Here is a 12,257-nt window from a genome sequence, read left to right on the forward strand (position 1 = left end):
CGGGCGCGAGCGCCCGCAGAAGTTCTCCACAGCGCCCGCCGAGGCCGGTGCTGCTCGCGGCTCGCTACCGCTGCGCCTTCCGCCCCAGCATCGCTACGAGCTCGTCCCTGGCTGCGCGGTACTGCAGCGTCGACAGGTAGTCACTGTGGCCAGCGATCGCCCACAGGTACGACGTGGGCGAGCGCTCCGACGCGCCCCGGTCGATGCCCTCCGCGTGGTCGTACCCCGCGTCGTCGCCCTCGTCGGTCGCTCCCCAGTAGCTGTCGACCGGGAAGCCGAGCGGGTCGGTGCGGCGCCACAGGCTGCGCCACCGCGGCGGTGTCGCCCGGTCTCGCGGGTCGCCGCCGAGCAGCTCGACGAGCGTCTCGCCACTGCCGGGGGCGGCCGGCATCGCCGGGGCGGCGAAGTCGACGAGCACCTGCTCCCTCCAGGGATCGGGCCCGAGCAGCGTCGGCCCCGTCGTGCCCCGGATGCCGAGCACGTCAGCGCCGAACACCTGCGGGAAGAAGCGGCTGAAGTAGGGGCGCAGCTGCGCGCCGAACGTGAGGAGCGCGAGCCGCTGCACATTCGCCTGCGCCGCCCCGACGCCCCTGCGCTGGTCGGCGCCGTGGATGGCGAACACCGTCGCGGCGGCGATCACCGCCCCCATCGAGTGCGCGGCGAGGATCACGCGCGCGCCCTCCCCCTCCTCCGCGAGCCACGTGCGCACGCGCTTGCGGAGCTCGGGCACGACGCGCTCGCCGTAGCACGGCGGGCCGAACGGATGCCCGGCCATCGGGAAGAAGCAGATGATGTCCCACACGAGCCCGAGCGGCCGCTCGGCGGCGGTGACGGCGTTCATGACCACCCACGCGACCGCCGCGAGCGCAAGGAGGCCGAGCACCCACAGCGAGGCGTCGACGGCGGTCGACCACGCGGCGGCCGCGTCCGGCCCGTACCAGCCGGCGGCGCGCACGATGGCGTTCGAGGGGTTGTCGCGGCTGAGCAGCTCGCCCCAGAAGGGAACCGCAAGCGGCACGAGGGCGAGGGCCGTCATGATCGCCACCCAGCGCAGCACCGGCTCGCCGCGATGGAGCAGCGCTGCGGTGCGCCGAGCGTGGGCGGCGGTCCGCCGACGACCGCTCGGATGCCACTCGGGCGGCGGGTAGTCGCGCGGCGGCACGACGTGGGGCGCGTCGGGATGCGCGTAGCTGGGCCCGGTGACGCGCCTCGGGTCGGTCGTCAGCGCGGCCGTGCCCCCGAGGCTGCCATCGGCGTCGCGCCGCTGGGCGGGCGTCGACCCCGGGAATCGCAGCGATGGGATGCTGAAGGCCGGGACAGGACGCCCGGTCGCCGCGAGCACGGCCATGCCGACGACGATGGCGACGACCACGATGATCGCGACGACCATCACCGAGAACCGCTCGTAGAACGGCGGTGCCGCGATCACGCACTCGAGGCTCGACGCATCCGTGATCCGCGCTTCCGCCACCGCACGACAGTCCGACTGGGCGCGCTGCGCATCGAGCACCCGCCACGGGCCGCTCACCTCGGCCTCGCCCCTCGGCGCGGTCAGCCACGCGTGCGTGCCCACGACGAGCAGCGTCGTCATGACGAGCGACGACAGGAGCGACACCAGCAGCGAGATCGCGGCGCCGTTGCCGTGCCATGCGGCGAGCCGGCTCGCGGCACGCACCTCCGGCTGCCTGGAGGGGACGTAGGCGACGACGACGGCGAGCGCGACCGCGGCGACGGCGATCACCGAGAGCCAGAAGCGTGGCCATGGCGACTGGTCCTCGACCGGTCGCACGCCCAGCTCTGCGGCGGCCACTGCGAGCAGCGCCAGCGCGAGCAGCGCGCGCACCACCGGCCGTCGCCAACCGAGGCCCCACGCGAGGCTCGCGACGGCGATGAGCGCGCCGAGCGCCGCGATCACCGTCGGCGTGAGGAGCAGCCCGCGCTGCCCGAGGTCGCCGTCCAGCCCGATCGCTGCCGCCGCATCCGGCTGCAGCAGCAGCGCCGTCCCCAGCCAGAGGAGGTACAGCGCGACAGCCGCCACGAGCAGCACCGACGACCATGCTCGTAGCTTCCGCACCGACAGCCGCTTCTCGCTCAGGCCCGCGACGACGACGATCGCCACGGCGCCGAGCAGCACGATCGCCGCGGCCGCCGTCACGGGCGCGGCGAACGGGCTCGAGAGCAGGGCACCGGAGGCGACGAGCGCGAGGACGGGCGTGCCCGCCGGCTGCCCGTCGAGCAGCGCGTCGCCCGCGAGCAGCAGCACCACGAGCGCGATCGACCCTGCCAGGTGCGCACGCTCGGAGGTCTGCGCGACGCGCGAGCGCTGCCAGAAGGCGGGCGATGCGAGCAGCGGCGGCCGGGGCGGCGCGACGTCCGCCGCGCCCGACCGACGCTTCGCGGGGCGGCTCCCGCGCGGCCGCGGCGCCGCCTCGTCGTCGAAGGAGCGATCCGGGTTGAAGAGCCGGCGGGGCCGTCGGGTCACGACGTAGATGAGCACGACGATGGCCACGGGCGCGACACTCCACAGCGCGGCCCTCGCCGCGGGGCTCCACTCGACGAGGAAGTCGAGCCATGCCGGGAGCGCGGCGCACGCCCGAGCGGCGCCGTCGGCGACGGACCGGAAGCACTGCAGCCCGATGAGGTGCACGAAGACGGTCATGAACCCGACCACGTAGAACAGCGTCTGCAGCATGGCGAAGATGCGGATGGCGATCGCCCCGTCGCCGCCGGCCCACCACTTGCGGTCCTCCGCCTCGCCCTTGATGTCGCGCCGCGCCCAGTACGCGAGATTGCAGAGCCCGAAGGGCAGCACGAACAGCCAGAAGACGTGCACGACCGCGCGACCGATCGGCGCGAGCGCCGCCCCGCCGGAGCGCGCCTGGTTGCCCCACGAGTAGGCCTCGGCCTGGATCCTGGTCGACCAGGGCAGCCGCCGCACCGGCGACTTCAGCTTGATGCGCCAGAACGAGCCCTGCTCGTCGCCGTCGGCCCGCTCGACGCGCTCGTTCACCGTGCACAGCATGTCGGCGGGCGGCGCGTTCGCGATGCCGTGGATGCGCAGCTCCAGCACTCGCAGACCGCTCATGTGCCACCTCAGCGACAGCATCGCATCGCGCCCGACCGCGCGGAAGACGCCTTCTCCGGCCGACGCCGCAGCGGGGGCCGTAGGATCCGCTCATGCCGACTGCCTCGAGCGCGAGCGCCCACGCCGCGGTCGTCTACAACCCGGTGAAGGTGCCCCTCGAGCGGCTCCGGCGCGCGGTCGAGGCGCAGGAGCTGCAGCACGGCTGGCAACCGTCGCGCTGGCACGAGACCAGCAGCGGCGACCACGGCCGGCAGGCCGCGGCGGATGCGCTCGCGCACGGCCCCGCCGTCGTGCTCGTCGCGGGCGGTGACGGCACGGTCCGGGTCGTCGGCGAGGTGCTGCAGGGCACGGGCACGGCGATGGCGCTGCTCCCGACCGGCACGGGGAACCTGCTCGCGCGCAACCTGGGGCACGCGCTCGGCGACCTCGACGCATCCGTCGCCGTCGCGTTCGGCGGCGCGACGCGAGCCATCGACGTCGCGATCGCCGAGATGGAGGATGCGGACGGCACGCATCGGCGCCACGCCTTCCTCGTGATGGCAGGCATCGGGCTCGACGCGGCGATGGCGGCGCAGACGAACGCGCTCGCGAAGCGCCACCTCGGCTGGGTGGCGTACGTGCCGCCGATCGCGCGGTCGATCACCGCGAACCGGCTGCTGCGGCTGCGCTACCGCATCGACGGCGGACCGGTCCGCACGGCCAGGGCGCACACGCTCATCGTCGGCAACTGCGGCACGCTCACCGGCAGCATGCTGCTGCTGCCGGCCGCCGCCGTCGACGACGGCCTGCTCGACGTCGTCATGCTGCGGCCGAAGAACCGGGCCGGCTGGGCCGGCATCGGCACGCGGCTCACGATGCAGCAGCTCGCGCACCGCTCGGGCTTCGGCAGGCGCATGCTCGAGCTGACGCCCGAGGTGCGCGCGCTCGCCTACGCGCAGGGACGGCAGTTCGACGTGCGGTTCGAGATCCCGCACGACGTGCAGCTCGACGGCGACGGCTTCGGCGCGGTCGTGCGGGCGCGCATCACGGTGGTGCCCGGCTCGCTCCGCGTCGCCGTCCCGGCGACCGCCGTCGGCGGCTCCCGCTAGCGTCGGCCCTGACGACGGGAGAACGCCATGGAGCTAGCACGGCGCACCGCCGAGCTGCCGTGGGGCCCGGTCTCCTACCTCGAGTGGGTCGCGCCCGCGGCGAGCCGCGCATCCACCGTCGTGCTCCTGCACGGCGGCGGGCTCGACTCGGCGTGGTTGTCGTGGGGCGGCGTGGGCGGCGCGCTCGCCGCCGCCGGGCACCGGGTGATCGCACCCGATCATCCCGGGTACGGCCGGAGCCCGAAGGCGCCGTGGCCCGCGAGCCAGCAGCACCTGCTCGCCTACGTCAAGGGCTTCGTCGACGCCCTCGCACTCGACCGCTTCGCCCTCGGCGGCCTCTCGATGGGCGCGGGCCTCGCGATCGGCCACGTGCTCGCGCACCCGCAGCGCGTCTCGGGGCTCATGCTGCTGGGCGCCTACGGCTTGAGCCCCACGCTCGTCGAGGGGCGCTGGTCGGCGGCCGCGCAGCTCGCGAGCTGGGCCGCGACGCGCGCGGGCCTGCTCAAGGCCCTGTCGCGCTCGACCGCCGGCAGCCGCGCGCTGCTCGAGCGCAGCCTGCGACCCGTGCTGCGCAACCCGGAGCAGCGCACCCCCGAGCTCATCGACGCCGTCATGGAGGAGGCCCGGCGAGGATCGGGCATCGCCGCCTTCGGCGAGTTCCAGCGCGAGGAGGTCGGCCGGCGGCGCCAGTCGACCGACTACAGCGCTCGGCTCGCGACGATCGAGACGCCGACGCTCTTCGTGCACGGCGAGCGCGACATGGGCGTGCCCGCCTCCCTCGCCCGCCGCGCGGCGCTGGCGATGCCGGATGCGCGGGTCCTCATCGTGCCGGATGCCGGCCACTGGGTGCAGCGCGACCGCCCGGAGGTCGTCATCCCGGCGATGCGGGAGTTCCTCGACGGCCTGCATTGACCGGTGCGGATCGGCACAGCGGTGCCTACGATGCCCGCATGACGGTGCAGCGCAGCTTCCCCATCCTGTCGACGCGCGAGCCCGAGCGGCTCGAGGCGTTCTACGTCGCCGCCTTCGACGCGCAGCGGACCTACGCGTTCGACCAGGATGGGCGCGACGTGTACGTCGCGCTCGCCGTCGGCGCCTCCACGGTGAGCATCGGCCTCGACAACGACCTCCTCGGAGAGCCGGTGGGCGCCGCGCTCTGGATCTACGTCGACGATGTCGATGCCGCCTACGGGCGGGCGCTCGACTCGGGCGCGACGAGCGTCGCCGAGCCGGAGCTCATGCCGTGGGGCGAGCGCGTCGCGCAGGTGCGCGACCCGAGCGGGTTCACCCTGTACCTCGGCGCGGAGGCCGGCGCGGAGGCCGGGTGATGCTCAGCCGTCGGCCCACCGCAGCACCCGCAGCGCGCCGAGCGTGATCCAGCGGTTCGGCTCCCCCACCGCTCCGTAGTCGATGCGCGCGTCGCCGCCGTGGCGGACATCGAGCGGCCAGGTGCCGTCCGCGCGCCGCTTCGAGCGCACGACCTCGATCGCCTCCGCCATCCGCTCGTCGGGCGCCGCTCCGACGGCGCGGAAGTGCTCGAGCGCTCGCAGCGCGTCGTAGTGCCAGCGCGGCGGGAACGCGAGCTCGAGGTACGCCTCCTTGACGAGCTCGCCCGTCGAGCGCCGCCGCAGCAGGCCGCGTTCGAGCAGGTACGCCTCACCGCTCGCGCGCGCCTCCTCCAGCCGCGGGTCGTCGCTCACGCGCTCCTGCGCGGCGAGCGCCTCGAGCACGGCGATCGTGGTGTCGAACGACGAGCGGACACTGCCGTGCTCCTGCTCGCAGTTCCAGCCGCCGTCCGCCATGCGCTCGCCGAGCAGCCGCTCGACGGCCGGCTCCGCGGGCTCGCCGTAGTAGACGGCGTTCGTGACGAGCGCCGCGTTGATGCACGGCTCGACCTCGCCCTCGAAGAACGGCTCGTCGTCGTACTCCCAGCGCGTCACCCGCTTGACGTCGTCGATCGCGGCCCGCACCGACCCATCCGCCGGGTCGACGCCGAGCAGGCGCAGCTCCGTGAGCACGGGCGCGGTGGAGGTCCAGGGCTGGCCGGGCAGCATCGGCGCGGTCGTCGGCGAGTGCGCACCGCCCGCCCACTGGCCGTCGTCGCCCCGGGCTGCGAGCAGCTGCGCTCCCCACCCCTCGCGGGCCACCCTCGCGCGCTCGGCGGCCACCTCGGCGGGATCCGCGTCGAGCAGATCCTGCAGCACCTGCCAACGGATCGCAGGGTCACCCTCGAGCAGCCAGTCGATCGTGCCCATGCGGTACCCCCTTCGGCGTCAGCGCGCCAGGAAGTCGAGCAGCGCCCGGTTGAACTCCTCGGCATGGCTGACGTTCATGCCGTGCGGGGCGCCCTCCACGACGTGCAGCTCACTGCCGTCGATCGCGGCATGCGTGCGCCTGCCGGAGCCCTCGAACGGCACCGTCTGGTCGCCGTCGCCGTGGATGACGAGGGTGGGCACCGAGATGGCGCCGAGGTCGTCGCGGAAGTCGGTGGTCGCCCACGCGTCCATGGCCGCGAGCGCCGCCGCCTGCGACGACTGCTGCGCGAGCGCGATCGCCTGCTGCCGCTGCTCCTCGGTCACCTGCAGCCCGTCGGCGGTCGAGAAGAAGCCGGTGGTGAACTCGTCGAAGAAGCTGTCGCGGTCGGCCTCGAGCCCCGCGCGCATCTCGAGGCGCGCATCGTCGGTCAGCGGCCCGTCGGGGTTGTCGTCGGACTGCAGCAGGTACGGCGGCGTAGCCGCGGCGAGCACCACGGAGCGCAGCCGGTCCTGCCCGTAGGCGGCGATGTAGCGGGCGACCTCGCCGCCACCCATGGAGAAGCCGACGAGCGTGACGTCCTGCAGGTCGAGGTCGGTGAGCACCTGATCCAGGTCGGCGGCGAGGGTGTCGTAGTCGTAGCCGTCGTCGGGCTTGTCGCTGCGGCCGAAGCCTCTCCGGTCGTACGCGACCACGCGGTAGCCGGCCGCGACGAGCGCATCCGTCTGGTCGTCCCACGACTCGGCCGACAGCGGCCAGCCGTGGATGAGCACGACCGGGCGGCCGTCGCCGCCGGAGTCGTCGATGTGGAGTCGGATGTCGGGCATGGATCTCCTTCGTCAGTGCTTGCGTCTGTCGGTGTTGGGACCTGGAGCTAGCGGGGCTCGGGCTGCTCGAAGCCGAAGCGCTCGCCCTGCTCCCAGGCGTTGCGATCGTTGCCCTCGGTTGGGATGCCGCCTCGCAGCATGCGCGCGAAGTGCAGCAGGTTCCACGCCATGATCGTCACGCCCTTGTTGGTGAACTCGTTGTCCACGCCGGCTCGCGAGCCGTCCTCGGCCTCGTCGCCGTAGGACGGACCTGGGCCCGCCTCACCGACCCAGCCGGTGTCGACCTGCGGCGGTATCGCGTAGCCGATGTGCTGCAGCGAGTAGACGGCCTCGCGCGCGACGTGCTTCATGCCGTCCTCGTTGCCGCCGACGAGGACCCCTCCGACCTTGCCGTAGAAGATCGACTGGCCCCGGTCGTTCAGCTCCGCCGACTCGGCGTAGAGCCGCTCGATCACGCGGCGGAAGACGCTCGACGCATCGCCGAGCCAGATGGGCGTTGCGAGCACGAGGATGTCGGCGGCCAGCACGCGCTGCCAGAGCGCCGGCCACGCATCCTCGCTCGCGCCCTCCTCGGTCATGTCGTGCTGCACCCCGGGCGCGAGCGCGTGATCGACGGCCCGCACGACCTCCACCTCGACGCCCTGCTTCCGCAGGATGTTCGCGCTCGCCTCGATGAGCAGGTCTGTGTGGCTCTCCCCGGGCGACGGAGTCAGCGTGCAGTTGATGTACATCGCTCGGATGGCGTCGGTCATGCCGCCCACCATGGCACGGGCCGCCCGGGAGCGCCATGAGCGCCCCCGGAGCCCGCCTGGATCACATGGCGTCGGTGTCGCCGCCGTCGACGATCGCAGGTCACGCGAGGCGGTCGCGCGCCTCGATGAGCGCCGCGAGCCGGGCCGCGAACCGAGCCGGCGCATCCGCATCCCGAGGCAGGAAGCCCTCGCCGGTCTTCGCGCCCAGGTCCCCGCGCTCGGCGCGCTCGCGGAGCATCGCGGGGGCTCCGGATGCGTCCCCGAGCGTCGGGAGGATGCCGTCCATCACGCTGCGCCACACGTCGAGGCCACCGAGGTCCATGATCTCGAACGGCCCGGCGAGCGCCCAGCGCGGCCCGAGGCCGGCCGTCACGGCCTGGTCGACCTGCTCGGGCGTCGCGATGCCGCGCTTCACGAGGTGCATCGCCTCGCGGTAGAGCGCCGCCTGCAGCCGGTTGGCGATGAAGCCCTCCACCTGCTGCGCGAGCGGCACGGCGGTCTTGCCCGCCGCGGTCAGGAGCGCGACCATCCGCTCGACCGTCGCCGTCGGCGTCGCGGGGCCGGGCACGACCTCGACGAGCGGCACGGTGTCGGCCGGGTTGAAGAAGTGCGCGATGACGAGCCGCGACGGGTCCCGCATGCCGGCCGCGAGCGCATCCGGGGCGATCGACGACGTGTTCGAGGCGATGACGGCGTCGGCGTTGGCCGCCTCGACCTGCGCGAGCAGCGCGCGCTTGAGCTCGAGCCGCTCGGGTGCCGCCTCGAGCACGATCGTGGCGCCGGTGACGGCCGCCTCGACGCTGCCGTGCGCGGTCGCGCCGGCCGACTCGGCTGCCCTAGCCGCGGCCGCCGGGTCGACGTCGAAGACGCGCACCTCGTGGCCCGCGCGGCCGAGCACGCGCGCGATGCCCGCGCCCATGACGCCGGCGCCCAGGACGGCGATGATCTCGTGCACGGCTGCTCCTTCGCTCCCACCCGACGATGCCACAGCGCGAGGCTCGCGGCGATCGGCGCCGCTCATGGCGTCGGGCGCGTGGGCGTCAGCGAGCCTGGCGACTGCTGATGCCGAAGCCGGCTGAGAGGCGATCGGGCACGAGCGGGATGATGGGCGCCGTGAGCCGATAGCGCCAGTCGCTCACGACGATGCCGCGCCGCTTGCGGAGGCCGCGCAGTCCGTCGCGGACCACCGCGGAGGCATCCGCCCACGCCACCTCGGGCACGGCATCGGGTGAGACGCCCATCCGGTCGTGGAACTCGGTCGCGACGAACCCTGGCAGCAGCGCCGTCACGGTGACGCCGTCGCGGCGGTAGCGCGCGTGCAGCGAGCGCGACAGCACGATGAGCTGCGCCTTCGCGGCCGCGTACGAGCCGCTCGGCATGCGCCCCGCGAGGCTCGCGACGTTGAGGATGCCGCCGCGCCGGCGCGAGCGCATGCCCGGCAGCGCGGCGTGCGCGAGCCGCAGGGGCACCCACGAGAGCAGCTCGTGCATGCGGCGCTCGTCCTCGATCGGGGATGCTTCGAACGGCTGCGCGACCGCGAAGCCGGCGTTGTTGACGAGCACGTCGACGGGTCGGCCGGCGTCGGCGACGCGAGCGGCGACCCGTTCGAGGTCGGCGGCGTCGGTGAGGTCGGCGGCGAGCACCTCGATCTCCGCGCCGCGCGCGTCGGCGAGCTCGTCGGCCAGTTCGCGCAGCCGCTGCTCGTCGCGCGCGACGAGCACGAGCGAGAAGCCGTCGGCCGCGAGCTGGCGCGCGAACTCGGCGCCGAGGCCCGCCGAGGCACCGGTGATCAGGGCGCGCATCTCCATGGCCCAACCTTGGCAGACGGTGCGCATCGCGGTGGGCGCGCGCCGGTACGCTGGCAGTTCCACGCGGGAGTGGTGGAATTGGCAGACACGCAGGATTTAGGTTCCTGTGCCCTCGTGGCGTAGGGGTTCAAGTCCCCTCTCCCGCACCCTGCGTCGGACCCATCGCGAAGGAGCGCCAGTGCACGCGCTGCCGACAGAGTTCCTCATCGACATCGAAGGACTCATCTCCGGCGCGGGCGTGTGGGCGCTGCTGCTGGTCTGCGCGATCGTCTTCGTCGAGACCGGGCTGCTCGTCGGGTTCCTGCTGCCGGGCGACACGCTGCTCGTGATCGCGGGCGTGCTGTCGTACACCGGTGTCATCCCGCAGCCCATCTGGCTCGTGTGCCTGTGCATCTGGATCTGCGCCGTCGCGGGCGATCAGCTCGGCTACTACATCGGCCACAAGGCGGGGCCGCCGATCTTCCAGCGCAAGTCGTCCGGGCTGTTCTCGCACCGCACGATCCAGCGCACGAACCGCTTCTTCCTGCGCTACGGCGCCGCGGCGGTCATCATCGCCCGCTTCATCGGCATCGTGCGCACGTTCATGCCGGTCGCCGCGGGCGTGGGGCGGATGCCGTGGCCCACCTTCCTGCGCCTCGACATCGTCGGCGGGCTGCTGTGGGGCGCGGGCCTGCCCCTCATCGGCTGGGGCGTCGCGCACATCCCCGGCGTCGCGGAGGTCGTGACCGAGTACATCGACCTCGTGCTGCTCGGCGTCGTGGCCATCGCGATCGTCGCGATCGTGTGGCACGCCATCCAGTCGCGCCGCGAGGTGGAGCGCGAGATCCGCGAGGGCACCGCCGCGGGGCCCGTCGAGACCCTCGACCTCTCGGGCACGAGCGAGCACGGCCTGGAACGCTGAGAGGCCCTTACGCGGCGAGCCAGATCGCCTGCGCGACCTCCGGTCCCAGGTCGATCGTCCCCGCGGTGGTGCGCACCTGGATCGAGCCCGAGTAGGGCTTCTGCCCCAGCACCTCGAGCGCGGCGTCGAGCGCGACCCCGGAGTCGGCGAGGAACCGGAGCATCGCCGGGTCGGCGTCCGAGATGCGGACGACCGCGCCCGCGTGCCCGACCGGGGCATCCGCGAGCAGCACCGCATCCGGCCGCACCACCGAGCCGTCGGCCGCGGGGATGACGTCGCCGTGCGGATCGCGCGTCGGGTCGCCGAGCGACCGCGCGATGGAGTCGAGCAGCCGGTCGCTCAGCGCGTGCTCGAGCACCTCGGCCTCGTCGTGCACCTCATCCCAGTCGTAGCCGTGCCGCTCGACGAGCCACGTCTCGACGACGCGGTGCCGCCGCACCTGCCGCACCGCGAGCGCACGGCCGGCGTCGGTGAGCGCGATCGCGCCGTAGGGGCGGTGGTGCACAAGGCCCGCGGCCGCGAGCTTCTTCACCATCTCGGTGACGGTGGAGTTCGCGAGCCCGAGCCGGCCGGCGAGCTGCGAGGGCGTGATCGGGTCGGGCTGCCACTCGGTGTGGTGGTAGATCGCCTTGACGTAGTCCTCAGCGGCTGTCGACTGCATGACGCCTCGCTCTCGTCGATCGACTCCTGGCCCACCGGTTGACGAGCCCCCGGCGGGGCCCGAAGAGCAACGCTAGCCCGAACGCGAGTCCCTGCGTGAGGACGACGGCGCCGCCCGGGGAGATGTCGAGCCAGAACGCCGCGATGAGGCCCGCGAGCGCCGCGACCACGGTGACGCCCACCGACCAGGCGAGCAGCGCATCCCACCGGCCGACGATGAGCGACGCGGTCGCACCGGGGATGACGAGCATCGCCACCACCAGAATGATGCCGACCGCCTGCAGCGCCGTCACGACGGTGAGCGCGAGCGCGCCGAGCAGCACCGCGTGCAGCAGACGCGGTCGCAGCCCGATGGCGTGGGCATGGCCGGGGTCGAACGCGACGAGCGTCAGGTCGCGGCGGAGCACGACGAGCGTGACGCACACGACGGCGCCGACGACGAGCACCTGCGCGATGTCGGCGTCGCTCACGCCCAGCACGTTGCCGAACAGGATGTGCTGCAGGTCGGTGTCGGCGGGCGTCACCGAGACGATGACGAGGCCGAGCGCGAACAGCGTCGTGAACACCACGCCGATGGCGGCATCCGCCTTGATCCTCGTAGCGGCGCGCACGCCGCCGATGAGCGCGACGGCGCCGATCCCGAACACCGCCGCGCCGAGCGCGAACGGCAGCCCCAGGATGTAGGCGAGGGCGACGCCTGGCAGCACGGCGTGCGACACGGCGTCGCCCATGAGCGACCAGCCCATCTGCACGAGCCACGTCGACAGCAGCGCGCACGCGATCGCGGCGACGAGCGTGACGAGCATCGCGCGCAGCATGAAGTCGTACGAGAAGGGGGCGAGCAGCGCGTCGATGCCGACCGTCATGAGCAGCGTCTCGGGCA

Annotated in this window: 12 protein-coding genes and 1 tRNA gene; 5 read left to right on the plus strand and 8 right to left on the minus strand. The window is 73.5% G+C overall.

Features of this window, described 5'->3' with window-relative positions:
• Window positions 1-64 precede the first annotated feature (64 nt).
• Window positions 65-3,085 carry a hypothetical protein gene (locus tag ACLQ21_RS11275; protein WP_425663723.1) on the minus strand — a complete coding sequence of 1,007 codons (3,021 nt, stop codon included), beginning with the start codon at window positions 3,083-3,085 and terminating at the stop codon, window positions 65-67.
• A 92-nt stretch (window positions 3,086-3,177) separates the two neighbouring features.
• Here ACLQ21_RS11275 and ACLQ21_RS11280 point away from each other — a divergent pair, with 92 nt between their 5' ends.
• Genes ACLQ21_RS11280 through ACLQ21_RS11290 form a run of 3 tightly spaced genes read left to right on the plus strand, consistent with a single transcriptional unit; the run spans window position 3,178 to window position 5,501 of the window.
• The gene (locus ACLQ21_RS11280) at window positions 3,178-4,173 is read left to right on the plus strand and encodes a diacylglycerol/lipid kinase family protein (RefSeq protein ID WP_425663725.1); all 996 of its coding nucleotides are present in this window, start codon (window positions 3,178-3,180) and stop codon (window positions 4,171-4,173) included.
• 27 nt (window positions 4,174-4,200) lie between these two features.
• Window positions 4,201-5,085 carry an alpha/beta fold hydrolase gene (locus ACLQ21_RS11285; protein WP_425663727.1) on the plus strand — a complete coding sequence of 295 codons (885 nt, stop codon included), beginning with the start codon at window positions 4,201-4,203 and terminating at the stop codon, window positions 5,083-5,085.
• A gap of 38 nt (window positions 5,086-5,123) precedes the next feature.
• On the plus strand, window positions 5,124-5,501 hold the full coding sequence (locus ACLQ21_RS11290) for a VOC family protein (protein WP_425663729.1): 378 nt from the start codon (window positions 5,124-5,126) through the stop codon (window positions 5,499-5,501).
• Window positions 5,502-5,504: 3 nt separating this feature from the next.
• Here ACLQ21_RS11290 and ACLQ21_RS11295 read toward each other — a convergent pair whose 3' ends face one another.
• The 5 genes from ACLQ21_RS11295 to ACLQ21_RS11315 all read right to left on the minus strand — a co-directional run bounded on the left by ACLQ21_RS11295 (window position 5,505) and on the right by ACLQ21_RS11315 (window position 9,813).
• Complete coding sequence (locus ACLQ21_RS11295; protein WP_425663730.1) at window positions 5,505-6,428, minus strand: hypothetical protein; 924 nt, start codon at window positions 6,426-6,428, stop codon at window positions 5,505-5,507.
• Window positions 6,429-6,446: 18 nt separating this feature from the next.
• On the minus strand, window positions 6,447-7,253 hold the full coding sequence (locus tag ACLQ21_RS11300) for an alpha/beta fold hydrolase (RefSeq protein ID WP_425663732.1): 807 nt from the start codon (window positions 7,251-7,253) through the stop codon (window positions 6,447-6,449).
• 47 nt (window positions 7,254-7,300) lie between these two features.
• Complete coding sequence (locus ACLQ21_RS11305; protein WP_425663733.1) at window positions 7,301-8,005, minus strand: flavodoxin family protein; 705 nt, start codon at window positions 8,003-8,005, stop codon at window positions 7,301-7,303.
• Window positions 8,006-8,105: 100 nt separating this feature from the next.
• Entirely contained in the window at window positions 8,106-8,960 is an 855-nt protein-coding gene (locus ACLQ21_RS11310; protein ID WP_425663735.1) for a 3-hydroxyacyl-CoA dehydrogenase family protein, read from the minus strand.
• Between the two features lie 85 nt (window positions 8,961-9,045).
• Window positions 9,046-9,813, minus strand: a complete 768-nt coding sequence (locus tag ACLQ21_RS11315; RefSeq protein ID WP_425663737.1) for an SDR family NAD(P)-dependent oxidoreductase — start codon at window positions 9,811-9,813, stop codon at window positions 9,046-9,048.
• A 63-nt stretch (window positions 9,814-9,876) separates the two neighbouring features.
• Here ACLQ21_RS11315 and ACLQ21_RS11320 point away from each other — a divergent pair.
• A tRNA-Leu gene (locus ACLQ21_RS11320) sits at window positions 9,877-9,959 on the plus strand.
• Window positions 9,960-9,991: 32 nt separating this feature from the next.
• Window positions 9,992-10,714, plus strand: coding sequence for a DedA family protein (locus ACLQ21_RS11325; RefSeq protein ID WP_425663738.1), 723 nt, complete (start codon window positions 9,992-9,994; stop codon window positions 10,712-10,714).
• Between the two features lie 7 nt (window positions 10,715-10,721).
• Here ACLQ21_RS11325 and ACLQ21_RS11330 read toward each other — a convergent pair whose 3' ends face one another.
• The gene (locus ACLQ21_RS11330; protein ID WP_425663740.1) at window positions 10,722-11,375 is read right to left on the minus strand and encodes a metal-dependent transcriptional regulator; all 654 of its coding nucleotides are present in this window, start codon (window positions 11,373-11,375) and stop codon (window positions 10,722-10,724) included.
• Window positions 11,356-12,240, minus strand: a complete 885-nt coding sequence (locus tag ACLQ21_RS11335; protein ID WP_425663914.1) for a metal ABC transporter permease — start codon at window positions 12,238-12,240, stop codon at window positions 11,356-11,358. The genes ACLQ21_RS11330 and ACLQ21_RS11335 overlap by 20 nt, the downstream gene beginning before the upstream one ends.
• Window positions 12,241-12,257: the final 17 nt, after the last annotated feature.

It is taken from the genome of Agrococcus sp. DT81.2 (assembly GCF_049844935.1).
Classification (GTDB): domain Bacteria; phylum Actinomycetota; class Actinomycetes; order Actinomycetales; family Microbacteriaceae; genus Agrococcus.

Coding starts and splice junctions, on each gene's coding strand:
- ACLQ21_RS11275 (WP_425663723.1), bottom strand. CDS start 3,085: ATGAGCGGTCTGCGAGTGCTGGAGCTGCGCATCCACGGCATCGCGAAC.
- ACLQ21_RS11280 (WP_425663725.1), top strand. CDS start 3,178: ATGCCGACTGCCTCGAGCGCGAGCGCCCACGCCGCGGTCGTCTACAAC.
- ACLQ21_RS11285 (WP_425663727.1), top strand. CDS start 4,201: ATGGAGCTAGCACGGCGCACCGCCGAGCTGCCGTGGGGCCCGGTCTCC.
- ACLQ21_RS11290 (WP_425663729.1), top strand. CDS start 5,124: ATGACGGTGCAGCGCAGCTTCCCCATCCTGTCGACGCGCGAGCCCGAG.
- ACLQ21_RS11295 (WP_425663730.1), bottom strand. CDS start 6,428: ATGGGCACGATCGACTGGCTGCTCGAGGGTGACCCTGCGATCCGTTGG.
- ACLQ21_RS11300 (WP_425663732.1), bottom strand. CDS start 7,253: ATGCCCGACATCCGACTCCACATCGACGACTCCGGCGGCGACGGCCGC.
- ACLQ21_RS11305 (WP_425663733.1), bottom strand. CDS start 8,005: ATGACCGACGCCATCCGAGCGATGTACATCAACTGCACGCTGACTCCG.
- ACLQ21_RS11315 (WP_425663737.1), bottom strand. CDS start 9,813: ATGGAGATGCGCGCCCTGATCACCGGTGCCTCGGCGGGCCTCGGCGCC.
- ACLQ21_RS11330 (WP_425663740.1), bottom strand. CDS start 11,375: ATGCAGTCGACAGCCGCTGAGGACTACGTCAAGGCGATCTACCACCAC.
- ACLQ21_RS11335 (WP_425663914.1), bottom strand. CDS start 12,240: ATGACGGTCGGCATCGACGCGCTGCTCGCCCCCTTCTCGTACGACTTC.